Here is a 25,333-nt window from a genome sequence, read left to right as displayed (position 1 = left end):
GCGGTTTATACCCGCGCCTCTGGCCAGCGTCAAATGCTCAGTCCTGGGCAACCTTCACCACCAGTTTGCCGAAGTTGCGTCCCTCCAGCAGACCGATGAACGCCTCGGGTGCCTGCTCCAGACCTTCCACCACGTCTTCGCGGAATTTGACCTTGCCGTCGCGCACCCACGGCACCATGTGGCTGATGAATTCCGGCTGGCGGTCACCGTAGTCGTCAAACACGATGAAGCCTTGAATCCGCACGCGCTTGGTCAGCAACGTACGCTGCAATATCGGCAGACGATCCGGGCCTTGCGGCACCTCAGTGGCGTTGTAACCGGCAATCAGCCCGCACAGCGGGATTCGCGCCTTGGGATTGAGCAACGGCACCACGGCATCGAACACATGCCCGCCAACGTTTTCGTAATAGATGTCGATGCCGTTCGGGCAGGCCTTGGCCAATTGTTCGGCAAAGTCCGGCGCCTTGTGATCGATGCAGGCATCAAACCCCAGTTCTTCGACCACGTATTTGCATTTGTCGGCTCCACCGGCCACACCCACGGCGCGCAGGCCCTTGATCTTCGCCACCTGACCGACCACTGAACCGACCGCACCGGACGCTGCAGCCACCACCAGGGTCTCGCCTTCTTTCGGCTGACCGATGTCGATCAGCCCCATGTACGCGGTCATCCCCGGCATGCCCAACACGCCGAGCGCCATCGACGGGCTCGGCAGACCGGACGGAATCGGCATGATGTTACGACCGTCGCTGATGCTGTGGCTCTGCCAGCCGGTGAGGCCGACCACCAGATCGCCCTGATGGAATTTCGGATGACGGGAATCCTCGACACGGCTGACAGCGCCACCGGTCATCACTTCGCCGATTTGTACCGGCGCGGCGTAGGACGGCGCGTCACTCATGCGTCCGCGCATGTACGGGTCCAGCGACAGGTACAGGGTTTTCAGCAGCACCTGGCCGTCTTCGAGATCCGGCAACGCTTCGCGCTCCAGACGGAAGTTTTCCGGGGTTGGCGCACCGACCGGACGTGAAGCGAGGACGAAGCGTTGGTTGAGGGTCAGAGGGTCGGACATGTCAGCGTCTCCTGTGAATGGGGAATTCGGGGGTATAGGGAGCAGACCTTTGTGGCATTGGGGCGTTCGATGTTTATTCAGTTGTACCGAGGTGAGTTCATTCGCGAGCAGGCTCGCTCCCACAGGGAAATGCATTCCAAATGTGGGAGCGAGCCTGCTCGCGAAGGCGGCATCAAAGACACCGCACCTCCAGGAGCCAGAAACAAAAATGCCAGGCGCGATGCCTGGCATTTTGTGTAGCTCATCCAACCCGCATTGGCGAATCAGAATGGCAGTTTCATACCTGCTGGCAGGTTCATGCCGGCGGTCATGCTGCCCATTTTTTCCTGGCTGTTGGCTTCGATCTTGCGCACGGCGTCGTTGACGGCGGCGGCGACCACAGCTTCGAGCATTTCCTTGTCGTCTTCGCTCAGGCCTTCAACCAGGCTTGGATCGATGCTGACGCTTTTCACGTCGTGACGACCGGTCATTACCACGGTGACCATATCGCCACCAGCCTTGCCGGTGACTTCGGCGTTGGCCAGTTCTTCCTGCATCTTGGCCATTTTTTCCTGCATCTGCTGTGCCTGCTTCATCAGGCCGGCCATGCCACCTTTCATCATGGGAATCACCTCAAAAGTACTTGGATCAAAACAGCGCCCGGCACTTAACGCCGAACGCCCTCAGTTATTAGCCTTGGGCGACCAAGGCGTCGACAGGTTCAATAGTATCGTGTCGCACCACTGCACCGAACTGCTGGACCATCTGCTGGATGAACGGATCACCGTGGATCGATTCTTCCGCCTCGCGCTGACGGTTGGCCCGGCGACGGGACGCGGCCTGCGCCGGGGTTTCCTGCTCGGGCTTGATCAACTCGATGGTCAGGGTCAGCGTGCGACCGTGGAACTGGTTCAACGCATCGTTCAGGCGCCGCTGTTGCGTGGCGTTGAACAGCGCGCTGTGCGCCGGGTCCAGGTGCATCAGCCAGTGGTCGCCATCGACCGCGATCAGCGTGCAGTTGGCGGCGATGCTGCCGGTCATGCCCGAGATCGGCAATTGCGGGAACAGCTCCAGCCATTGCAACGCGAGACCGGTGGCCGGCGCGGCGGCAGGCTCCGGCTCGGGTTCCGGGGCCGGCTCGGCGGTGTGTTCGCTGGCCAGATCGTCGAGGTAGCTGTAGGCCGAATCCATGTCCGGCTCGATGTAGTCTTCGTCCAACGGCGGCTCGTCGTCGAGGTCCATGCCTGGAGTGGCGGCATCGACGTCGGCGACCGACGGCTCGGGAATCGGCGCAGCGGCCCACTCCGGTGCATCCGGCACCACGCCGTCCGGGGTCGGCAGCGGCATCGGCGGCAACTCGGGCTGCTCGCTGGCGGTTTCCAGTACCGGCTCGACGGCTGGTTGCTGCACCGGCTCAGGTTCTGGCTCGGGTTCGACCGGGTCGTTCCACGGCAGGTCGACCAGCGCTTCGGCGACGACCGGTACAGGTTCTGCTTCTGGCGCGGGTGCCGGCGCAGCCACCACCACAGGCGCTGGAGCTGGCGCTGGCGCAACAACCGGTGCAGGCGTAACAGCCGCAGCGACTACCGGCGCAGGCTTGGGCGCGGCAGCCACTGAATTTGCGGAATCAACTGTGGCCTGGCTGATCCCCACTGGCTTTAGCGGTTGCCTCGGGGCGTCCGCCGTGTCCGCTGGCCGGAAGGCCAACATCCGCAGCAGGACCATTTCGAAACCACCACGGGGATCTGGCGCCAGCGGCAAATCGCGGCGACCGATCAGGCCCATCTGGTAATAGAACTGCACGTCTTCGGCCGGCAGCGCCTGAGCCAATGCCAATACGCGGTCACGGTCGCCATGACCGTTGTCGACACCTTCAGGCAAGGCCTGGGCGATGGCGACGCGGTGCAGCACGTTGAGAATTTCCGAGAGCACGCCGCTCCAGTCCGGGCCTTGCTCGGCCAGGTGGCGCACGGCTTCGAGCAACGCCTTGGCGTCACCTTCGATCAGCGCGTGCAGCACGTCGAAGACCTGGCCGTGATCCAGCGTGCCGAGCATCGCTCGCACATCGGCGGCCAATACCTTGCCTTCACCGAAGGCGATGGCCTGGTCGGTCAGGCTCATGGCGTCACGCATCGAGCCGTCAGCGGCGCGGCCCAGCAACCACAGCGCGTCGTCTTCAAACGGCACGTTTTCGGCGCCGAGCACGTGGGTCAGATGCTCGACCACGCGCTCGGGCGTCATGTTCTTCAGCGAGAACTGCAGGCAACGCGACAAAATCGTTGCCGGAAGTTTCTGCGGATCCGTCGTCGCCAGGATGAACTTGACGTACGGCGGCGGCTCTTCGAGGGTTTTCAGCAGCGCATTGAAGGAATGGCTGGAGAGCATGTGCACTTCGTCGATCAGGTAGACCTTGAAGCGCCCACGGCTCGGCGCGTACTGCACGTTGTCGAGCAGCTCGCGGGTGTCTTCGACCTTGGTCCGGCTCGCGGCGTCGATCTCGATCAGGTCGACGAAGCGGCCTTCGTCGATCTCGCGGCACACCGAACACTCGCCGCAAGGGCTGGAAGTGATACCTGTCTCACAGTTCAGGCATTTGGCAATGATCCGCGCAATGGTGGTCTTACCGACCCCGCGGGTACCGGTGAACAGGTACGCGTGGTGCAGCCGCTGGCTGTCCAAGGCATTGATCAGAGCCTTGAGCACATGGGTCTGGCCGACCATTTCGCGGAACGAGCGCGGACGCCATTTACGTGCAAGAACCTGATAACTCATCGAAAACCGTCGCAACGAAGGAAGCTGAAGCGGCTAATGCTAGCGGAGCAAGGGCAAAATTGCATCCGGTGTGCTCGTCTAATCTGGCTAAGCTGCTGTTGGCGGGGAAATTTCGCTCGTGATCGGGACTCATCGGAGCATGTATGCGTTGGGCCTTGGGAGCTTTGTTGGGGATCAGTCTGAGCGTGAGCGCGGCCGAACCGCCGCTGCGCTTCGTCGTGGCCGACAGCTGGGCGATGCCGATGGTGCAGATCGACCATGGCCGCCCGACCCAGGGCATCCTCCACGACATCATGCTCAGCCTTGCGACGCAGGTCGGCGTGCCGGCCGAATTCCACGTCCTGCCGCGCGCCCGGGTGCAGAACGCCATGGAGCACGGCGAAGTCGACGTGCGCTGCTATGCCGCACAATCGTGGCTGCCGAATCAGTCCGGGGACTATATCTGGAGCCTTCCGCTGCTGTTCCAGCGCGATTTGCTGATCAGCCGCGACGCTCAGCCGCCCCGCGTCGACCCTGCCGACCTGCCCCGCCAATCGATCGGCACCGTGCTCGGCTATACCTATCCGACCCTGCAACCGCTGTTCGACGCCGATCGCCTGCAACGCGAGGACGCGCGTAATCAGGAACAAGTGCTGGAAAAACTCCTGGCCGGCCGCTACCGCTATGCGGTGAGCAATCAATGGACACTGGACTGGTTCAATCAGCGCCTGCTGCCCGGGCAGCAACTGCACGGCGTCGCGGTGCTGCAGGAGCAGCATGTGGGCTGCTACGTGAGGAATGACCCTCAGGTGCCGGTGCAGCGGATCTTGCGCACGTTGTTGCGGATGAAAATGTCGGGGGAGATTGATGACATCATCCGGTTGTATACCGGGTCCACTGAAGCCACCCCATAACCCATTGTGGGAGCGGGCTTGCTCGCGAAGGCGGTGTGTCAGTCATCTGATTCGTTAACTGGCACACCGCCTTCGCGAGCAAGCCCGCTCCCACAGGGGGATATTTCCGACAGAGAGTTATTCAGTAGCCGTGCGACTCACGGAATTTCTGGTAGTCGTGAAATTCGATCCACTCGACCACGTCGTACGGCAGGTAAAGCTGCTGCCGGGCGCGGGAGATGGCGATGTACACGGCGCAGATCCGCTGATCGAACGCGTAGGCGTCCTTGAACTGCACGTTGGTCAGCAGCTCGGGCGTCAGCAGAACGCGGTCGAACTCCATGCCGCCCGCCTCGTGCGCCTGCATCAGCAGGCAGCTTTTGCCGGGGCCGCCGATCATTCGGTTGAGCCGGGTCAGGTCAGCGACCTTGAAGCCCTTCTCCAGCTCGGCCTCGACCCACAGAAACGCCTCGTCGAACTGGTTGGCATCGCGCACCTGCTGCCACTTGGGCAAGTCGCTGAAATAGCGATGCGGCCCCTTCTCACTGTGCGCGGAGCTGTAGTAATCGACCTTGAACAACTCGATGGCGCTGGTCATGAAGTGCTCGAGGTCGCGCTGGGCTTTCATGTCGGCAAAGCTGAACAGGCAATTGGCATCGTGCAGTTGCATGGCCCACTTCATCGTGTCCCAGGGGGACGCGGTCAGCACCACGCAACCTTCGGGCGGGACAAAGCCCTGCGGATAAAACTCGATGCCGACGTCAGCTTCACGCGCGCCTTCGAAGGGCACCTTGCTCTTTTCCGAGTGCCGGGAAATCAGCGGATTGACCAGACGCTCGACGTTACGACCCGAGCGTACCGAGTAGGTGATATCGCTCTGGCGCACCTCACGCTTTCTCTTCACCAGATCGCGCTCGGCGTGCTGGTACTCATCGCCCAGCGTGATCAGCACCTGTCGGCCACGCTCGATAATCTGCAGCAGCGAAGCGGGAATGTCCTGGCTCTCGTCGATCAGCACGTGGGTATAACGCGGCGGCACCACGCAGCCCGCAAGGCTTGCCCGCTTGATCAGCAACAAGGCTTCGAAGCCGCTCTGCCGGCCCCACGCCGGATTGGCCTCAAGGTAAGTCCAGACGCGGCTCGAATACTCCAGCAGCACTTTGGACTCAAGACCGGACAAGGACAGTTTGAAATACGGCAGATGATGCGCCGACAGGCTGTAGTCCCGGGAGTGGCAATAGCGCTCGAGGGTTTCCAGGCAGACGTTCAGGGTGCGTTGCGCGTCATGCTCGCGAAAGCCGAGGATGTTCAGCTCCTGCGCCAGACTCTGTTTGCTCGCGACTCGGCCAGCGGCGCTTGCCGGCTGCGGCTTGCGCCCATAAATCAGCCCGCGTGCGAACGCCTCAAAGGTGATGCCGGGCTTGCGCTCACTGGCAACGCCCATGCGCTGGCACAGGGTCGCAAGTTTTTCCGGGGTACGTGCCAGCAACAGGGTTTTCCCGGGGTCCAGGCACTCGGTCAAGGCACCGACCAGGTGGCTCTTGCCGATCCCGGCATAGCCTTGCACGTGCAGGTCTTCATCGAGGTTGGCGCGGAAGGTTCTGACCAGTTTGTCCTGCGCGGCGCTGAGCCAGCGCTCGCGGTGCGCGGGGCTGATCATCTGCTGGCTGAACGGATTGTTGATCGCGTGGTGGCGCGTCTTGAACTCGTCATCCCACTTGCCATCGGGCAGCAGGTAATCCTGCGCCGACACCTCTTCGGCCAACAGCAATCGCAGGTTCAATCCCCTGATGGCGTTCAGGCCGAAGTACAACTGGCGCGGGTCGAACAGCCGTTGCGCCTCGGACAGCAGCCCTGCCCCGCCATCGACCGCCCAGGCGATCAGGCGCGCAAGCACCTTCTCCGCCGCTGCGGCGGTGAGATCCTTTTCGGTGGCCTGAGCCAGATTCTGGATGACCAGCACGGCGGCCAGCTGCGCATCCGTCAACTCGCCGAGGGTTTTTGCGCCATCGGGCTGCAACAGGCTGGCGCAGGTCTCATCCGTCACGGGCAAGTACACGGCGGTGGATAAATCGTGATGTTCCGGGTGCATACAACCTCGTAGCCAGGGCGCGAACTTGTCAACGACGCGCGCAGCAAGACGGTGGAGTATGCCACTGTTCAACCTTGGTGACTGAACAGGCATCGGGGGCAGCCTTCGCGAGCAGGCTCGCTCCCACAGGGGCTGGCGTGAAAGCCCAAATCGCGGGCATAAAAAAACCGCAGTGGGCGAAACCCATGCAGTTCTGTTGAAGCGTTCTTCGTTCGTTAAGGTGGTAACCCCACCAGCCACACCCCGGCACACAATGTTCCCGCTGTGGCTGCTGCCTTCCGGCTCTGACCAGGTTCACGGGTAATCGTTGCGGGGGGACCGATGGGGTCACCATAACGACACTCACCTGTCGGCGAGCCGCGCCATTGTACCTATCTGAAGCGAAGTTACAACCGTTGGTTTCAGATTAAAAATATGAAGGGCTTCAAGCACTTGCTATTGCGCCTGCAACACCTCGTCCGCCTTGCCGCCCGCCTGCTGGATCACCAGATGGATGAAGTGCAACTTGGCAATCGCCGCCGCCGGCAGCACGAACGGGTAGAAATCCGGCTGCCCCATGCTGCGTGACAGCTCGTTGAGCATGCCCGCCAGTTCGATCCACGCATTGACGAACGACAGGAACGCCGCGCCGCCGGGGTGCTCCGGGTCGTACAGCGTGCTGGACGGGAACGGCTGGTAGTCGAAGTCCATTTCCCGCGCGCTCATGCCGAAACCCAGCGCGGTATCCACCGCATCCATCATGTGCAGGTAATGCGCCCAGGTTTCGGCCCAATCTTCCCATGGGTGCATGGTCGCGTAGGCGCTGACGTAGTGTTGCGGCCAGTCCAGCGGTGCGCCTTGCTGGTAGTGACGGTCGAGCGCTTCGGCGTAACTGGCGCGCTCGTCGCCGAACAGGTTGCGGAAAGGTTCAAGCCACGGCCCATTGGCGATCAGACGATCCCAATAATAATGCCCGACCTCATGCCGGAAATGCCCGAGCAGCGTGCGATAGGGTTCATGCATTGCCGCCCGCACCTGCTCGCGATGGGCGTCGTCGGCTTCTTTGATATCGAGGGTGATCAGACCGTTGGCGTGGCCGGTCATTGGCGCGTTGCCTTCGAGATCGACGCCGATGAAGTCGAAGGCCAGACCGGTGGCCTCATCCACGGTTTTCGGGATGACCGGCAGGCCGAGGGTGATCAGTTGCGCCACCAGCCGACGCTTGGCGATTTCGACTTTGCGCCAGCGTTCGGGGTTTTCCGGCACTGAGAGGTCGGGGATGGTGCGGTTGAGGCTGCAGGCGATGCACAGGCTGTCGTGGCCGTTATCCGGCAGCAGCCAGTTGCACGCGGCGGGCGTGTCGAGGTTGGCGCAGCGACGAAACAGCCCGGCGTCGGGATCGGCATCGAGTGTCCAACTGCCGTCCTGTGGCCCGGGTTGCAACGAGGTCAGGCGACTTTCTTCAGGCTGATAGCCCAACATGGCGCTGCAAGCCAGACACTGACTGTTGCGAAAGAACAGCGACTGGCCGCAGCGGCACGGCCAGATTTTGCTGTTGCGTGAAGATTCGCCCATGAACGGCGCGACGATGCGAGAACTGAGCTGCTCGAAAAAGCGGTACATGGCGATCTCTCCCTGGGGCTTGCCAAGACTAGATCATCCTGAAGTCAACAATGTTCCCGAATACAACGCAGCTACTGAGTGACACTGCCGATGTGGCGAGGGAGCTTGCTCCCGCTGGGTTGCGAAGCAGCCCCCAAAACCATGCGACCTCATTTACCCTGAAATACCGAGGATGGTGGTTTTGCGACGACTTCGTCGCCGAGCGGGAGCAAGCTCCCTCGCCACAAAAGCAGACTGCCGAACAAAACTGTATCAGGCAGAAATGCCATGGGTTTTGAGGAACGCGATAAACGCCTCTTCATCCATCACCTTCACCCCCAGCTCATTGGCCTTGGTCAGCTTCGAGCCAGCACCCGGCCCTGCGACCACACAATGAGTTTTCGCCGATACCGAGCCGGCGACCTTGGCGCCGAGGCTCTCCAGGTGCTCTTTAGCGACATCACGACTCATCAACTCGACCTTGCCGGTCAGCACCCAGGTTTCGCCGGACAGCGGCAGGCCCTCAACGACTTTCTTCTCGCTCAGCCAGTGCATGCCGAAATCCCGCAGCTGTTTCTCGGCGGCCTCGGCGATCTGCCGATGCTCGGGCACAGCAAAAAACTCGCGCACCGAATTGGCCTGCTTCTCCGGCAGCGCCTGACGCATGTCCAGCCAGTCGGCATTCATCACCGCCTCCAGCGAACCGAACCTGTCCGCCAGTTTCTGCGCGCCGCCCGGGCCGACAAAGGGAATGTGCAGCTTGTCGAGCAGACCACCGAGGGTGGTGCTGGCGGCAAATTCGGCGCCGAGTTCACCCTGATCCTGAATCTGCAGGCCATGCCCCAACAACTCGGTGATCACCTGCTGGTTGTGTGCATCTTCAAAGAAGCTGTGAATCTCGTGCGCCACTTCCAGGCCGATGTCCGGCAGGTAGGTCAGCACTTGCGGCAGCGCCTGCTGCACGCGCTCCAGCGAACCCAGCGAGCGCGCCAACACCTTGGCCGTTTCCTCACCGACATCGGGAATGCCCAGCGCATAAATGAACCGCGCCAGTCCCGGTTGCTTGCTGTTCTCGATGGCCGTCAGCAGCTTGTTGCTGGAGACCTCGGCAAAGCCTTCCAGATCGACAATGTCGTCGAACTTCAACGCGTACAGATCGGCCGGCGAGCTGACCAGACCTTCATCGACCAGTTGCTCGACGCTCTTGTCGCCAAGGCCCTCGATGTCCATCGCCCGGCGCGAGACGAAATGAATGATCGCCTGCTTCAGTTGCGCACCGCAGGCCAGACGGCCGACGCAGCGGTACACCGCGCCTTCGCTGATGGTCTCCTTGCCCTTGCTGCGTTTGACCAGTTGCGTGCGCTCGACATGGGACCCGCAGACCGGGCAATTCTCTGGAATCGCTACAGGACGGGCATTCTCCGGGCGACGTTCGGTGACCACTTGCACCACCTGCGGGATCACGTCACCGGCGCGACGGATGATCACCGTGTCACCAATCATCAGGCCCAGGCGCGCCACTTCATCCATGTTGTGCAGGGTCGCGTTGGCGACGGTGACGCCTGCGACCTTGACCGGTTTCAGCCGCGCCACCGGAGTGACCGCGCCGGTACGGCCGACCTGGAATTCCACGTCGAGCAGTTCGGTGAGTTCTTCCATGGCCGGGAATTTGTGCGCAATCGCCCAGCGCGGTTCGCGGGCCCGGAAGCCCAACTCGCGCTGATCGGCGATGCTGTTGACCTTGAACACCACGCCGTCGATTTCGTAGGCCAGCGCGTTACGCCGCTCACCGATGTCGCGGTAGTAATCCAGGCACTCGCCGATGCCTTTGGCCAGCTTCAGCTCGTGGCTGATCGGCATGCCCCACTTCTGCAATTGCTTGAGGTTGCCGATGTGAGTATCGGAGATATCGTGGGAGACCTGACCGATGCCGTAGCAGCAGAATTCCAGCGGGCGATTGGCGGTGATCTTCGAATCCAGCTGACGCAGGCTGCCGGCAGCGGCGTTGCGCGGGTTGGCGAAGGTCTTGCCGCCGACTTCCAGTTGCGAGGCGTTGAGGCGCTCGAAACCGGCCTTGGACATGAACACTTCCCCACGCACTTCCAGAGTCGCCGGCCAGCCTGTGCCATGCAGCTTCAACGGAATGTTGCGCACGGTGCGCACGTTGACGCTGATGTCCTCACCGGTGGTGCCATCGCCACGGGTGGCGCCGCGCACCAGCACGCCGTCCTGATACAGCAGGCTGACCGCCAGGCCATCGAGTTTCGGCTCGCAGCTGTATTCCACCGCCGCACCGCCACCGAACAGATCGCCGGCCGGCAGATCCAGACCCTCGGTCACCCGACGGTCGAACTCGCGCATGTCGTTTTCTTCGAAGGCGTTGCCGAGGCTGAGCATCGGTACTTCGTGACGCACCTGGGTGAACGCGGTCAGCGCCACACTGCCGACACGCTGGGTAGGCGAGTCACTGGTGATCAATTCCGGATTGGCCGCTTCCAGCGCCTTGAGCTCGTGGAACAACCGGTCGTACTCGGCGTCCGGAATGCTCGGCTCGTCGAGAACGTGATAACGGTAGTTGTGCTGATCGAGTTCAGCGCGCAGCTCTAGAATGCGGTTTTTGGCGGCGGTCATGGGTGTTCTCTCATAAAGCAAAAGAGCAGCCGAGGCTGCTCCAGTTTCATCATTCAAAGATCGCAGCCTCGTTGCACTCGACAGCTCCTACAGGGATCGCGTTCCTCTGTAGGAGCTGCCGAAGGCTGCGATCTTTTGATCTTGGCCTTAGCGCTTCTGGGTCAGGGCGCGGCGTTCGAATTCGACGATGCGCTGACGGTAGTGCTCGATGGTTTGCGCGGTCAGCACGCTGCGCTGGTCGTCTTTCAGCTCGCCGTTCAGTTCCTGCGACAGCTTGCGTGCTGCCGCCACCATCACGTCAAAGGCCTGCTTCGGATGACGCGGGCCTGGCAGGCCGAGGAAGAAACTCACCGCCGGGGTGCTGAAATGGTCGATGTCGTCCAGATCGAAGATGCCCGGCTTGACCGCATTGGCCATGGAGAACAGCACTTCACCGTTGCCGGCCATGCTTTCGTGACGGTGGAAAATATCCATCTCGCCAAAACGCAGACCGCTTTCCAGAATGTTCTGCAACAGCGCCGGGCCTTTGAAGCCGGCGGCGTCGCGGCAGATCACGCTGATCACCAAGACTTCTTCGGCTTGCGGCTGATCCTTGTCGGCCACCGCTGGCGCAGGCTTGCTGTCGTCGACGAAGTCATCATCACGGCTGCTGAAGCTCGGGCCGCCGTCCAGATCCAGATCGAGGTTCAGGTCGCCCTGGGCCGGACCATTGCTGCCGCGCTTGCCACGTTTCGAAGCGGATTCGCGAGGCTCGCGTGCTTCGCGGGCCGGCATGCTCACCGACGGCAGATCGTGTTCGTCCAGTTGCGGCTCTTTGTGCGTATCCAGCACGCGGGCCGGGCCCAACAGCTCGGCGCTGGTGTCCTCGTCCGGCAGGTTGGACAGACTTCGGTCAAGACGGAATTTCAGTTTTCCCTTGCCGCCGCGCATACGGCGCCAGCCATCGAAAAGAATACCGGCTATCACAATGATGCCGATGACGATCAGCCACTCGCGCAGACCGATTTCCATGTAATCCCGTGCCTCTATAAAAAATGCTGAAAAATAAGGGGTTTACATTGTGCAAACCGCTTTAAAACGTGGCGCCAACTCTATGTTCTGACAGGCGTTTTGCCCACGTATACGAAAAATTGACATTAAACTAGCACGACCAAAGACAACTTTACACCGTCTGTCACATTGGCTTGCGCGAATATGTCGATTGGCCAGCAAGTCGAAGTCGGTAAAAAAGTCCTACAGACTACTCATACCCTTCCGACACCACGCTGACTCAGGCGTCCACCATCGCCATCGCCTCCTCGACATCCACTGCAACCAGTCGCGAACAACCCGGCTCGTGCATCGTCACGCCCATCAGTTGATCGGCCATTTCCATGGCGATCTTGTTGTGGGTGATATAGATGAACTGCACGGTCTGCGACATCTCTTTAACCAATCGTGCGTAGCGTCCAACGTTAGCGTCATCCAGTGGCGCGTCAACTTCATCGAGCATGCAGAACGGCGCCGGATTCAATTTGAAGATCGCAAAAACCAGTGCCAGTGCGGTCAGGGCTTTTTCCCCGCCAGAGAGCAAATGGATGGTGCTGTTCTTCTTTCCTGGCGGCCGCGCCATGATCGTCACCCCTGTATCGAGTAGATCTTCGCCCGTCAGTTCCAAATACGCGCTGCCACCACCGAAAACTTTCGGGAAAAGCGCCTGTAATCCGCCATTGATCTGATCAAAGGTATCTTTGAAGCGGTTACGGGTTTCCTTGTCGATCTTGCGAATGACGTTTTCCAGGGTCTCCAGTGCTTCGACCAGATCGGCGTCCTGCGCATCCAGATAACGTTTACGCTCGGATTGTTGCGTGTATTCGTCGATGGCCGCGAGGTTGATCGCACCCAGGCGCTGAATCCGCGCATTGATCCGTTCGAGCTCTTCTTCGGCGGCGCGTTCACTGGCCTCAGGCGTCAAGGTCGCGAGCACGCCATTGAGATCGTAGCCGTCTTCGAGCAATTGATCCTGCAACGCCTTGCGCCGCACGGTCAGCGCTTGCCATTCCATGCGCTGCTGTTCGAGCTGGCCACGGATCAGTTGCGATTGCTGCTCGGCCTGGGTCCGGCGCTTTTCCGCCTCGCGCAGTTCGCGGTCGGCGTCTTCCAGCGCAATCTGCGCAGTCTTCAGTTCTTCGTCGACGGTCATGCGTTTGTCGAGCAGCTCTTCGAGTTTCAGGCGCAGCTCTTCCAGCGGTGCCTCGCCCTCCTCCAGATTCAGACTCAACTGCTCACGCTTTTCGGTCAGGCGCTCGGCCTGCATCTCCAGACGTTCCAACGCCTGCCGCGTGGAATCGTGCTGCGCGCGCAACGAGCCGAGACGCACCGCCAGTTGATGGGCATGATCCTTGTGCTGGCGGGCTTCCTGGCGCACGCGATCAAGGCGTTCGCGCAGGCTGTCACGCTGGGCCAGCAGCAACTCGCGCTGCTCGGTGTCCAGCGCCATGGCGTCGAGCGCTTCCTGCAATTGCATGCGCGCTTCGCCGATCTGCTCGTGTTCCAGTTCGCGTTGCTCGCCGAGTTCGATCAACTCTTCATCAAGGCGGGTGCGGCGCAGCGTCAGCTGTTCAGCCTTGGCTTTACCGGCGGACAACTGGGCTTTCAATTCACCTTGGGAGCGGGCTTCGTCCTGCAGCAAACGGCGCAAATGCTCACGGCCGTTTTCCTGCTGACGCTGTTGCGCACGCAGGGTTTGCAGACGGGTTTCCATGGCTTCGACCGTGGCTTCACGCTCTTCGCGTTCGGCCAGCAGCGTCTCGATTTCCTGGCCACGGGCAAGCATGCCGCTCTCAGCTTCACTGGCGCGACGCACCCGCAGGAAGTGTCGGCCAACCCAGTAACCGTCGCGACTGATCAGGCTCTGCCCGGCACTCAACTGGCCGCGCAGGGCCAACGCCTGTTCAAGGCTGTCGACCGGTTTGACCTGGCCGAGCCACGGCGACAGATCGATCTGCGCCTCGACTTTATCCAGCAGGCTGCCCGCTACCCGCACACCATCGCTGGCAGGGCTGAGCAGGCGCAGATCGCCTTGGGTGAAACCGGACAGATCGAAACCGTTGAAGTCGTCCACCAGCACCGCTTGCAGATCGGCGCCGAGCACGGTTTCCACCGCCAGCTCCCAACCAGCCTCGACCTTCAAGCCTTCGGCGAGACGCGGCCGTTCGGCGAGGTGGTGTTCCTTCAGCCATTCGGCGGTGCCGGTGCCGGGGTCGAGCGCGGCTTGTTGCAAGGCTTCCAGCGACGCCAGTCGTCCGTTCAGGCGCTGCAAATCGCCCTGCGCCTGCTGCTGCGCGGTCAGTGCCTGCTGCAATTCCTGACGCAGTTGTTCAAGTTTTTCGACCTGCGCTTCTTCGCTGGTCTGCAAATCTTCGAGGGTCGCCTCGGATTCGGCGAGCTGCTCGTTGAGCGCCATGATCGCCGCGTCTTCCGGGTCGGCGGAAAGCAGATCGCGCTCTTCGGCGAGACGCTTTTGCCGATCGGCCAGACGCTCCATGCTGGTTTCCAGCTGCTGGATCCGCGACTGCTGCACTTCGGCCTGGCGCCGTGGTTCGGCAGCGGTCAGGTTGAAAGTGTCCCACTGCTCCTGCCAGCCGTGCATGACGCTTTCGGAATCTTCCAGCGCAGCGGCGGCTTCTTCGGCAGCGGCGCTGGTGACTTCCTGCTCGGGGGTGAGCATGTCCAGCTCTTCGCCGAGGGTCAGCAGCAGCGTGCGGTCGTGGCCCAGGTGCGATTCGGTTTCCAGACGCGCGCGCTCGGCTTCTTTCAGATCGTCCTGCAACTGGCGCAAGCGCTGCTGGCCGTGCTGGATGCTCTGCTCGACCCGGGCGATGTCGCCGCCGACCGAATAGAAGCGGCCCTGCACCAGATTGAAGCGCTCGGACAGTTCATGGTGCCCGTCGCGCAGCCGCTCGATAGCCGCATCGGCATTGCGCTGCTCGGCGACCAGCGCTTCGAAACTGACTTCCTGGTTGCCGATGATCGATTCGCGTTGGCCGACTTGATCGTTCAGATCCTGCCAGCGCAGGGCCGACAGTTGCGCCTTGAGCTGACGCTCTTCGGATTTGTATTCCTGATACTTCTTCGCGGACTCGGCCTGACGGTGCAAACGTTCGAGCTGACGCTCAAGCTCTTCGCGCAGGTCGGTCAGACGCGCCAGGTTTTCGTGGGTGCGGCGGATGCGGTTTTCGGTCTCGCGCCGACGCTCCTTGTACTTGGAGATCCCCGCCGCCTCTTCGATGAAGTTGCGCAGGTCTTCCGGTTTGGCTTCGATCAGCTTGGAGATCATCCCCTGCTCGATGATCGAGTAGCTGCGCGGGCCGAGGCCGGTGCCGAGGAAGATGTCGGTAATGTCGCGACGACGGCACTTGGCGCCGTTGAGGAAATAGCTGTTCTGGCTGTCGCGGGTGACTTTGCGGCGAATGGAGATCTCGGCGTAAGCCGCGTACTCGCCGACCAGGGTGCCGTCGGAGTTGTCGAACACCAGTTCGATGCTCGCCTGGCTCACCGGTTTGCGGCTGGTCGAGCCGTTGAAGATGACGTCGGTCATCGACTCGCCGCGCAGGTTCTTCGCCGAACTTTCGCCCATCACCCAGCGTACGGCGTCGATGATGTTCGACTTGCCGCAACCGTTCGGCCCGACGACCGCCGCCATGTTACTGGGGAAGTTCACCGTGGTCGGGTCGACGAAGGACTTGAACCCCGCCAGTTTGATGCACTTCAGCCGCACGCTCAGGCAACCGTCAGGGCGGAGACCACCAGATCGCAGCTGCGCTGGGCGTAAGCCGTCAGCACGATGCGGATCTGCGGCAAATCACGGGCGAGCACAGCGGCCAGCAGGCGTTCGAACAGTTCGAGGAACTCGCTCATTTCGGCCTTGCGCTGTTCGAGGGCGAGGAAATACGCACGGCTCATGGCCGGCTGCAGGTTCTCGACGGTCTCTTGCAGGTACGGGTTGTTGGCAAACGGGTACGCAGCGCGCATCACGGCGAAGCTGTCGTCGACGAAGGTGCGGATGTCCTGACGCTCGTAGCTGGCGGTCAGGCGCTGCTGGATCTGCACGAACGGCGCCATGTCGGCCTGGGTCTGCCAGCCATTGGCGACCGCATTGCCGAGCAGGATGTACAGCTCGCTCATCAGCGTGCACAGGCTCTGCACCTTGTGTGCGGTGAGTTCGGTGACATGGGCGCCACGTCGCGGCAGGATCGCGATCAGGTGACGGCGTTCGAGGATCAGCAGGGCTTCGCGGACCGATCCGCGGCTGACATTGAGGGCCAGCGTGACCTTCTGTTCCTGAATGCGCTCTCCCGGCTTCATTTCGCCGCGAATGATGCGTTCGGCGAGGTGGTGAGCTATTTGCTCGGCGAGGCTGTCCGGCGCCTTGAACGTCATGGTTGTCCTTCAAACTCTTCGATCTGCACAAGCGGCGCAGTGTAGCGCAAATGCAGGTGCATGGCGGAGTGCCCGCACGGCGCTTTTTGGCACGATTCAAGCAAAAAGGCAGTGAATCCGCTCAGGGTCAATACTCAATAGAGCACGCGTTAATCGACAAAACCGCTTTTCCTGACCTTTAAGTCAGAAAACCATTGACCGAAAAGTCAGACCTGCTAAATTCGGCTCAAGTCGGTTAACAACAATAATGAGTCTGCGAGGCCTTCCGTGATCCAGTTTTTACTTAACCAGGAACTCCGTAGCGAGCACGCCCTGGACCCGAATCTGACCGTGCTCAATTACCTGCGCGAACACGTGGGCAAATCCGGCACCAAAGAAGGCTGCGCCAGCGGCGACTGTGGCGCCTGCACCGTGGTGGTCGGCGAGTTGCAAACGGATGACGCCGGCCGCGAACACATTCGCTATCGCAGCCTCAACTCGTGCCTGACCTTTGTGTCGTCGCTGCATGGCAAACAACTGATCAGCGTCGAAGACCTCAAGCACCAGGGCGAACTGCACAGCGTGCAGCAAGCCATGGTCGAGTGCCACGGCTCGCAGTGCGGCTTCTGCACCCCCGGCTTCGTCATGTCACTGTTCGCCCTGCAAAAGAACAGCGATGCACCGGATCCGGCCAAGGCGCACGAAGCGCTGGCCGGCAACCTCTGCCGCTGCACCGGCTACCGGCCGATCCTCGCCGCCGCCGAGCAATCCTGCTGTGGCAAGCAACCGGATCAGTTTGATGCCCGCGAAGCCGAGACCATCGCCCGCCTCAAAGCCATCGCCCCGACCGATATCGGTGAACTCAACAGTGGCGACAAGCGCTGCCTGGTGCCGCTGACCGTCGCCGATCTGGCCGATCTGTATGACGCTTACCCACAAGCGCGGCTGCTGGCCGGCGGCACTGATCTGGCGCTGGAAATCACCCAGTTCCACCGCACCCTGCCGGTGATGATTTACGTCGGCAACGTAGCCGAAATGAAGCGCATCGAAAGCTTCGACGACCGCATCGAAATCGGCGCCGCCACCGCCCTCTCCGACTGCTACGAAGCGCTCACTGCCGAGTACCCGGACTTCGGCGAACTGCTGCACCGCTTCGCCTCGCTGCAGATCCGCAACCAGGGCACCCTCGGCGGCAACATCGGCAACGCCTCGCCGATCGGTGACTCGCCACCGTTGCTGATCGCCCTCGGCGCGCAAGTGGTGCTGTGCAAAGGCGAAACCCGGCGCACGCTGAACCTGGAAGATTACTTCATCGACTACAAGGTCACCGCCCGTCAGGAAAGCGAATTCATCGAAAAAATCGTCGTCCCGCGCGCCACCGCCGAACAGCGTTTCCGCGCCTACAAGGTTTCCAAGCGTCTGGACGATGACATCTCCGCCGTCTGCGCCGCATTCAATCTGCGCGTGGAAAACGGCGTGATCAGCGATGCGCGCATGGCGTTCGGCGGCATGGCCGCGATTCCGAAACGCGCCGCCCATTGCGAAGCCGTGCTGCTCGGCCAGCCGTTCAACAACGCTGTGATCGAACGCGCCTGCGCTGCGCTGGCCGAAGACTTCACGCCGCTCTCGGACTTCCGCGCCAGCAAGGAATATCGCCTGCTCAGCGCGCAGAACCTGCTGCGCAAATACTTCATCGAACTGCAAACACCGCACATCGAGACTCGGGTGACCGCTTATGTCTAACCATCACGCCGTAGAGAAGACTCAAGCCGAACTGGCGGAACTGTTCGCCAGGGACCTGACCACCGGTGTCGGCCGCAGCGTCAAGCACGACAGCGCCGCCAAGCATGTGTCCGGTGAAGCGCAGTACATCGATGATCGTCTGGAATTTCCCAATCAACTGCACGTTTACGCACGGCTGTCGGACCGCGCCCACGCGAAAATCATCAGCATCGACACCAAGCCCTGCTACGCCTTCGAAGGCGTGCGCATTGCGATCACCCACGAAGACGTGCCGGGCCTCAAAGACATCGGCCCGTTGCTGCCGGGCGATCCGCTGCTGGCCATCGATGACGTGCAGTTCGTCGGGCAACCGGTGCTGGCCGTGGCCGCGAAAGACCTGGAAACCGCACGCAAAGCGGCGATGGCGGCGATCATCGAATACGAAGATCTCGAGCCGGTGCTGGACGTGGTCGAAGCCTTGCGCAAACGCCACTTCGTGCTCGACAGCCATACCCATCAGCGTGGCGATTCGGCCTCGGCATTGGCCACCGCCGAACACCGCATTCAGGGCACGCTGCACATCGGCGGCCAGGAACACTTTTATCTGGAAACCCAGATCTCCTCGGTCATGCCCACCGAAGACGGCGGCATGATCGTCTACTGCTCGACGCAGAACCCCACCGAAGTGCAGAAGCTGGTGGCAGAAGTGCTCGACGTGTCGATGAACAAGATCGTCGTCGACATGCGCCGCATGGGCGGTGGTTTCGGCGGCAAGGAAACCCAGGCCGCCAGCCCGGCGTGCCTGTGCGCGGTGATCGCGCACCTCACCGGTCAGCCGACCAAGATGCGCCTGCCACGGGTCGAAGACATGCTGATGACCGGCAAGCGCCACCCGTTCTATGTCGAGTACGACGTCGGCTTCGACAGCACCGGGCGCCTGCACGGGATCAATATGGACCTGGCTGGCAACTGCGGCTGCTCGCCGGACCTGTCGGCGTCGATCGTGGACAGGGCGATGTTCCACTCGGACAACTCGTACTACCTCGGTGACGCGACCATCAACGGTCACCGCTGCAAGACCAACACCGCGTCGAACACCGCTTACCGGGGTTTCGGCGGCCCGCAAGGGATGGTCGCCATCGAAGAAGTGATGGACGCGATTGCCCGTCACCTCAACCTCGATCCGCTGGCGGTGCGCAAGGCCAACTACTACGGCAAGACCGAGCGCAACGTCACCCACTACTACCAGACCGTCGAGCACAACATGCTCGAAGAGATGACTGCCGAACTGGAAGAAAGCAGCCAGTACGCCGAGCGCCGCGAAGCGATCCGTCGCTACAACGCCAACAGCCCGATCCTGAAAAAAGGCCTGGCGCTGACCCCGGTGAAGTTCGGCATTTCCTTCACCGCCAGTTTCCTCAATCAGGCCGGCGCGCTGATCCACGTCTACACCGACGGCAGCATCCACCTGAACCACGGCGGCACGGAAATGGGCCAGGGTCTCAACACCAAAGTCGCGCAGGTGGTGGCCGAAGTGTTCCAGGTGGAAATGGATCGGGTGCAGATCACCGCGACCAACACCGACAAAGTGCCGAACACCTCGCCGACTGCGGCCTCCAGCGGCGCTGACCTCAACGGCAAGGCCGCGCAGAACGCCGCCGAGATCATCAAGCAGCGTCTGGTGGAATTCGCCGCGCGGCACTACAAGGTCAGCGAAGAAGACGTGGAATTCCACAACGGCCATGTGCGCGTGCGTGACCACATCATGACCTTCGAGGCGCTGATTCAACTGGCGTATTTCAATCAGGTCTCGCTGTCGAGCACCGGCTTTTACAAGACCCCAAAAATCTACTACGACCGCAGCCAGGCCCGTGGTCGGCCGTTCTACTACTTCGCCTTCGGCGCGGCGTGCTGCGAAGTGATCGTCGACACTCTGACCGGCGAGTACAAGATGCTGCGTACCGACATCCTCCACGACGTCGGCGCCTCGTTGAACCCGGCGATCGACATCGGTCAGGTCGAGGGCGGTTTCGTCCAGGGCATGGGCTGGCTGACCATGGAGGAGCTGGTCTGGAACAACAAGGGCAAGCTGATGACCAACGGCCCGGCCAGCTACAAGATCCCGGCCGTGGCGGACATGCCGCTGGACCTGCGGGTGAAGCTGGTGGAAAACCGCAAGAACCCGGAAGACACGGTGTTCCATTCCAAGGCTGTGGGTGAGCCGCCGTTCATGCTCGGAATTGCCGCGTGGTGCGCGATCAAGGACGCGGTGGCGAGCCTCGGTGACTATAAGCATCAGCCGCAGATCGATGCGCCGGCGACCCCGGAGCGGGTGTTGTGGGGGTGTGAGCAGATGCGTCAGCTCAAGACGGTGAAAGCGGTCGAAGCTGAAACCGAGTTGGCTCCGCTCTAGGACCGAGGCGCGGCCATTCGCGAGCAGGCTCGCTCCCACAGGGAGAATGCATTCCAAATGTGGGAGCGAGCCTGCTCGCGAAGAGGCCCGAACAGACAACGAAAGATGTCGAGGTGAACATGTACAACTGGATCGACGCCCTCGCCGACCTGCAGAACCAGGGCGAACCCTGTGTTCTGGTGACGATCATCGAAGAACTCGGCTCGACCCCGCGCAACGCCGGTTCGAAAATGGTCGTCAGCGCCAGGCAGACCTTCGACACCATCGGTGGCGGGCATCTGGAATACAAAGCCATGCAGATCGCCCGCGAGATGCTCGCCAGCGGCAAGCAGGACACCCATCTGGAGCGCTTCAGCCTCGGCGCCAGCCTCGGCCAGTGCTGCGGTGGCGCCACCGTGTTGCTGTTCGAACCGATGGGCCAGGTGCAGGCGCAGATCGCGGTGTTCGGCGCCGGGCATGTCGGCCGCGCGTTGGTGCCGTTGCTCGCCAGCCTGCCGTGCCGGGTGCGCTGGATCGATTCGCGGGAAGAGGAATTCCCCGAACAGATCCCCCATGGCGTGCGTAAAATCGTCGCCGAAGAGCCTGTGGATGAAATTGACGACCTGCCCGCCGGCAGCTACTGCATCGTCATGACCCACAACCATCAACTCGACCTGGAACTCACTGCCGCGATCCTCAAGCGCAACGACTTTGCCTACTTCGGCCTGATCGGCTCCAAGACCAAACGGGCCAAGTTCGAACATCGCCTGCGTGATCGCGGCTTCGACAGCGGCGTCGTGCAACGCATGCGCTGCCCGATGGGCATTGGCGACGTCAAAGGCAAACTGCCTGTGGAAATCGCCATCTCCATCGCCGGCGAAATCATCGCCACCTATAACGCCAATTTCGGCCAGCACAGCGCCAGCGCCGAACCGATTGCCAGACTGCTGCCGGTTTCGCGGCGCAGTCAGGCCGCCAAACTCAAAGCCTCAAACTGATTAGAGAACCCTCATGCCTCTGACTCGCAAAGCCTACCGCGCCGCCATCCTGCACAGCATCGCCGACCCCGCCGAAGTCGGGATCGAAGCCTCCTACGAATATTTCGAGGACGGCCTGCTGGTGGTCGATGGCGGCAAGATCAGCGCCCTCGGCCACGCCAGCGAACTGCTGCCGACCCTGCCGGCGGACATCGAGATCACCCACTATCAGGACGCGCTGATCACCCCGGGCTTCATCGACACCCACATCCACCTGCCGCAAACCGGCATGGTCGGGGCCTACGGCGAGCAACTGCTGGACTGGCTCAACACCTACACCTTCCCGTGCGAAAGCCAGTTCGGCGACAAGGCCCACGCCGATGAAGTGGCAGACATTTTCATCAAGGAGCTGCTGCGCAACGGCACCACCACCGCGCTGTTATTCGGCAGCGTGCACCCGCAGTCGGTGAACTCTTTCTTCGAAGCCGCCGAGAAGCTCGACCTGCGGATGATCGCCGGCAAGGTGATGATGGACCGCAACGCGCCGGACTATCTGACCGACACCGCCGAATCGAGCTACGTCGAGAGCAAGGCGCTGATCGAACGCTGGCACGGCAAGGGCCGCCTGCACTACGCGGTCACCCCGCGATTTGCGCCGACCAGCACCCCGGAGCAACTGACCCTCGCCGGCCAACTGCTGACCGAATACCCGGATCTGTACATGCAGACCCACATCAGCGAGAACCTCAAGGAAATCGAGTGGGTCAAGGAACTGTTCCCGGAGCGCAAGGGCTATCTGGACGTCTACGATCACTACCAACTGCTCGGCGAGCGCTCGGTGTTCGCCCACGGCGTGCACCTGTGCGACGACGAATGTGCACGTCTGGCGGAAACCGGCTCGGCGATCTCGTTCTGCCCGACCTCGAACTTCTTCCTCGGCAGCGGTCTGTTCAACTTGCCGATGGCCGAGAAGCACAAACTGAACGTCGGCCTCGGTACTGACGTCGGCGGTGGCACCAGTTTCTCGCTGCTGCAAACCCTGAACGAAGCCTACAAAGTCATGCAGTTGCAAGGCGCGCGGCTGAGTCCGTTCAAGTCGCTGTACCTGGCGACCCTCGGCGGTGCGCGGGCGCTGCGTCTGGAAGACAAGATCGGCAACCTGCAACCGGGTTCAGACGCCGACTTCCTGGTGCTGGACTACAACGCCACGCCACTGCTCAGCTATCGCCTGAAACAGGCCAACAACATTGCCGAAACGTTGTTTGTGCTGATGACACTGGGCGATGACCGCACGGTGCAGCAGACGTATGCGGCGGGGGCTTTGGTGCATCAGCGCTGAGTTTTTTCAAGGCATAAAAAATCCCCCGGCGGTGTTAGCCCCGGGGGATTTTTGTTGCCTATCAGATTGCCATCGCTGGCAAGCCAGCTCCCACAGGTTTCTCGGTGTATCGCAGATTCGGTGAACCCCACAAATCCCTGTGGGAGCTGGCTTGCCAGCGATTGGAGCGACTCGGTGTCAGCTCAAAGCTTGGCCGCCGGGCGCCCAGTTTTTTTGGTCTGCAACAAATGCGAGAACACCGCATGCAGATCATCCGACGCACTTTCTTCGTCGAGGTTGAGCTTGCTGTCGATGTGATCCATGTGATGCATCATCAGGTCCACCGCCAGCTCACCGTTGCGCGCTTCGATGGCGTCGATCAACTGGGTGTGCTCGTCGTAGGAGCAATGCGAGCGGTTGCCGCTTTCGTACTGGGCGATGATCAGCGAGGTCTGCGAGACCAGACTGCGCTGGAAGCTGATCAGTGGTGCGTTCTTCGCCGCTTCGGCTAGTTTCAGATGGAATTCGCCCGACAGACGGATACCGGCACCACGATCGCCGCGGGAGAAGCTGTCGCGCTCGTCGTTGACCATCTGTCGCAGTTCGGCGATCTGCTCGGCGGTGGCGTGCTGCACGGCCAGCTCGGTGATCGCGCGCTCCACCAGACGGCGGGCCATGAACACTTGACGCGCTTCTTCAACGCTCGGGCTGGCGACAACGGCGCCACGATTCGGCCGCAACAGGACCACGCCTTCATGGGCCAGACGCGACAGCGCGCGGCGAATGATGGTGCGGCTGACCCCGAAGATTTCCCCCAGCGCTTCTTCGCTCAATTTTGTACCGGGCGCCAGACGCTGTTCGAGGATGGCCTCGAAGATATGTGCGTAGACAATATCGTCCTGGGTTCCGCTGCGGCCGGCTTTGCCTGCTCGCGGTTGTTTCTTGAGGGGTTGCAACTGTTCGTTCATGGGCACTCGAGTCGGGAGAACTGCGGCGAATAGACCGTGACTGTAATACGGCACAGTAGGTCGCTGGCAAGTATCGCGTAAAAAACAGCGCGATTGTACACAATGAATGGTGGCAACACGACTGTACGGCTGTTTGTGACCACGGCTGTATTGCAACGATCCGTCAGGTTTGAGTTTAGGCTTGATCGCAGAATCCGCAGCCAGAACACAAATCCCCCTGTGGGAGCGGGCTTGCTCGCGAAAGCGGTGTGTCAGGCGACATCTGCCTTGAATGACCCACGGCTTTCGCGAGCAAGCCCGCTCCCACAGGGTTCAGCGTTGCTACGGACATCTCCATCTGTATAAGGAACACCGCCGTCATGAACGACGCCACCTACACCCGCCTGCGCCCCCTCGCCGACACTTCGCCTTCGGCGATCGTTGCCGGTTTCATCGCGATGATGACCGGCTACACCAGTTCGCTGGTGCTGATGTTCCAGGCCGGGCAAGCGGCGGGTTTGAGCAGCGGGCAGATTTCCTCGTGGATCTGGGCGATCTCGATCGGTATGGCGGTGTGCTCGATCGGCCTGTCGCTGCGCTATCGCACGCCAATCACCATCGCCTGGTCGACACCGGGTGCAGCCCTGCTGATCACCAGCCTCGGTGGCGTCAGCTACGGCGAGGCCATTGGCGCCTACATCACCTGCGCGGTGCTGGTGACGATTTGCGGCCTGACCGGCAGCTTCGAACGCTTGGTGAAGAAGATCCCGGCGTCGCTGGCGGCAGCGTTGCTGGCGGGGATTCTGTTCAAGATCGGCAGCGAAATCTTCGTCGCCGCGCAACACCGCACCGGGCTGGTGCTGGGGATGTTCTTCACTTATCTGCTGGTCAAACGCCTGTCGCCGCGTTACGCCGTGCTCGCCGCGTTGCTGATCGGCACCGCGCTGTCGGGCTTCATGGGTCTGCTGGATTTCAGCGGTTTCCACCTGGAACTGGCGACGCCAGTCTGGACCACCCCGCACTTCTCGCTGGCCGCGACCATCAGCATCGGCATTCCGCTGTTCGTGGTGGCGATGACCTCGCAGAACATGCCCGGCATCGCCGTGCTGCGCGCCGACGGCTACAACGTACCGGCCTCGCCGCTGATCACCAGCACCGGCATCGCCTCGCTGCTGCTGGCACCATTTGGCTCCCACGGCATCAACCTCGCGGCCATCAGCGCTGCGATCTGCACCGGGCCGCACGCCCATGAGGATCGCAACAAACGCTACACCGCCGCCGTCTGGTGCGGGATTTTTTACGGGATTGCCGGCGTATTCGGCGCTACGTTGGCGGCGCTGTTTGCCGCGTTGCCAAAAGAACTGGTGCTGTCGATTGCCGCGCTGGCGCTGTTCGGTTCGATCATCAACGGTCTGAGCATTGCCATGACCGAAGTCAAGGAACGCGAGGCAGCGCTGATTACCTTTATGGTCACGGCGTCGGGGTTGACGCTGTTTTCCATTGGTTCGGCGTTCTGGGGGATTGTCGCGGGGGTTTTGACATTACTGATTTTGAATTGGCGTAAAGCCCAGGCATAAA

The 25,333-nt window shown here is 61.6% G+C and carries 16 protein-coding genes and 1 other RNA gene; 6 read left to right on the top strand and 11 right to left on the bottom strand.

Annotation, left to right across the window (positions count from 1 at the left end; translation table 11 throughout):
• Nucleotides 1–37: 37 nt before the first annotated feature.
• From CRO59_RS12425 to dnaX, 3 genes are all read right to left on the bottom strand, one after another.
• Nucleotides 38–1,072, bottom strand: coding sequence for an NADP-dependent oxidoreductase (locus CRO59_RS12425; protein ID WP_097087638.1), 1,035 nt, complete (start codon nt 1,070–1,072; stop codon nt 38–40).
• 263 nt (nt 1,073–1,335) lie between these two features.
• Nucleotides 1,336–1,674, bottom strand: a complete 339-nt coding sequence (locus CRO59_RS12420) for a YbaB/EbfC family nucleoid-associated protein (protein WP_003223337.1) — start codon at nt 1,672–1,674, stop codon at nt 1,336–1,338.
• 67 nt (nt 1,675–1,741) lie between these two features.
• Nucleotides 1,742–3,823 (bottom strand): DNA polymerase III subunit gamma/tau, encoded by a 2,082-nt coding sequence (gene dnaX, locus CRO59_RS12415; protein ID WP_097087636.1) that lies wholly within the window; start codon nt 3,821–3,823, stop codon nt 1,742–1,744.
• A gap of 143 nt (nt 3,824–3,966) precedes the next feature.
• On the opposite strand from dnaX, the gene CRO59_RS12410 reads away from it, so the two are divergent.
• Nucleotides 3,967–4,716 carry an ABC transporter substrate-binding protein gene (locus CRO59_RS12410; RefSeq protein WP_097087634.1) on the top strand — a complete coding sequence of 250 codons (750 nt, stop codon included), beginning with the start codon at nt 3,967–3,969 and terminating at the stop codon, nt 4,714–4,716.
• 121 nt (nt 4,717–4,837) lie between these two features.
• Here the strand turns inward: CRO59_RS12410 and CRO59_RS12405 are convergent, their stop codons facing one another.
• The 7 genes from CRO59_RS12405 to CRO59_RS12375 all read right to left on the bottom strand — a co-directional run bounded on the left by CRO59_RS12405 (nt 4,838) and on the right by CRO59_RS12375 (nt 16,420).
• Nucleotides 4,838–6,787, bottom strand: coding sequence for a hypothetical protein (locus CRO59_RS12405; RefSeq protein WP_097087632.1), 1,950 nt, complete (start codon nt 6,785–6,787; stop codon nt 4,838–4,840).
• Nucleotides 6,788–7,014: 227 nt separating this feature from the next.
• An RNA gene (gene ffs, locus CRO59_RS12400) (signal recognition particle sRNA small type) lies at nt 7,015–7,111 on the bottom strand.
• Nucleotides 7,112–7,222: 111 nt separating this feature from the next.
• The gene (locus tag CRO59_RS12395) at nt 7,223–8,389 is read right to left on the bottom strand and encodes a putative zinc-binding metallopeptidase (protein ID WP_027613268.1); all 1,167 of its coding nucleotides are present in this window, start codon (nt 8,387–8,389) and stop codon (nt 7,223–7,225) included.
• 252 nt (nt 8,390–8,641) lie between these two features.
• On the bottom strand, nt 8,642–10,999 hold the full coding sequence (gene ligA / locus CRO59_RS12390) for an NAD-dependent DNA ligase LigA (RefSeq protein ID WP_097087630.1): 2,358 nt from the start codon (nt 10,997–10,999) through the stop codon (nt 8,642–8,644).
• 147 nt (nt 11,000–11,146) lie between these two features.
• Nucleotides 11,147–12,010 (bottom strand): cell division protein ZipA, encoded by an 864-nt coding sequence (zipA, locus tag CRO59_RS12385; protein WP_096797077.1) that lies wholly within the window; start codon nt 12,008–12,010, stop codon nt 11,147–11,149.
• Nucleotides 12,011–12,269: 259 nt separating this feature from the next.
• Nucleotides 12,270–15,758, bottom strand: a complete 3,489-nt coding sequence (smc, locus tag CRO59_RS12380) for a chromosome segregation protein SMC (RefSeq protein ID WP_097087629.1) — start codon at nt 15,756–15,758, stop codon at nt 12,270–12,272.
• 2 nt (nt 15,759–15,760) lie between these two features.
• Entirely contained in the window at nt 15,761–16,420 is a 660-nt protein-coding gene (locus tag CRO59_RS12375) for a GntR family transcriptional regulator (RefSeq protein ID WP_007961062.1), read from the bottom strand.
• 267 nt (nt 16,421–16,687) lie between these two features.
• Between CRO59_RS12375 and xdhA the strand changes: the two genes are divergently transcribed.
• The 4 genes from xdhA (at nt 16,688) to guaD (ending at nt 22,829) form a co-directional block, all read left to right on the top strand.
• Complete coding sequence (gene xdhA / locus CRO59_RS12370; protein ID WP_097087627.1) at nt 16,688–18,142, top strand: xanthine dehydrogenase small subunit; 1,455 nt, start codon at nt 16,688–16,690, stop codon at nt 18,140–18,142.
• Entirely contained in the window at nt 18,135–20,534 is a 2,400-nt protein-coding gene (xdhB, locus tag CRO59_RS12365) for a xanthine dehydrogenase molybdopterin binding subunit (RefSeq protein WP_097087625.1), read from the top strand. Before xdhA ends, xdhB begins: the two co-directional genes overlap by 8 nt.
• A 119-nt stretch (nt 20,535–20,653) precedes the next feature.
• A complete protein-coding gene (gene xdhC / locus CRO59_RS12360; protein ID WP_097087624.1) occupies nt 20,654–21,511 on the top strand; it encodes a xanthine dehydrogenase accessory protein XdhC in 858 nt (285 codons plus the stop codon).
• Between the two features lie 13 nt (nt 21,512–21,524).
• The gene (gene guaD, locus CRO59_RS12355) at nt 21,525–22,829 is read left to right on the top strand and encodes a guanine deaminase (protein WP_097087622.1); all 1,305 of its coding nucleotides are present in this window, start codon (nt 21,525–21,527) and stop codon (nt 22,827–22,829) included.
• A gap of 182 nt (nt 22,830–23,011) precedes the next feature.
• Here guaD and CRO59_RS12350 read toward each other — a convergent pair whose 3' ends face one another.
• A complete protein-coding gene (locus CRO59_RS12350; protein ID WP_027613276.1) occupies nt 23,012–23,776 on the bottom strand; it encodes a GntR family transcriptional regulator in 765 nt (254 codons plus the stop codon).
• A 359-nt stretch (nt 23,777–24,135) separates the two neighbouring features.
• Between CRO59_RS12350 and CRO59_RS12345 the strand changes: the two genes are divergently transcribed.
• The gene (locus CRO59_RS12345; protein WP_097087620.1) at nt 24,136–25,332 is read left to right on the top strand and encodes a benzoate/H(+) symporter BenE family transporter; all 1,197 of its coding nucleotides are present in this window, start codon (nt 24,136–24,138) and stop codon (nt 25,330–25,332) included.
• Nucleotide 25,333 lies beyond the last annotated feature (1 nt).

Origin of the sequence: Pseudomonas sp. LAMO17WK12:I5 (assembly GCF_900215165.1) — a bacterium.
Lineage (GTDB): Bacteria > Pseudomonadota > Gammaproteobacteria > Pseudomonadales > Pseudomonadaceae > Aquipseudomonas > Aquipseudomonas putida_A.
Note: the sequence above shows the minus strand (reverse complement) of the source record. Positions and strands in the feature narration are given on the sequence as shown.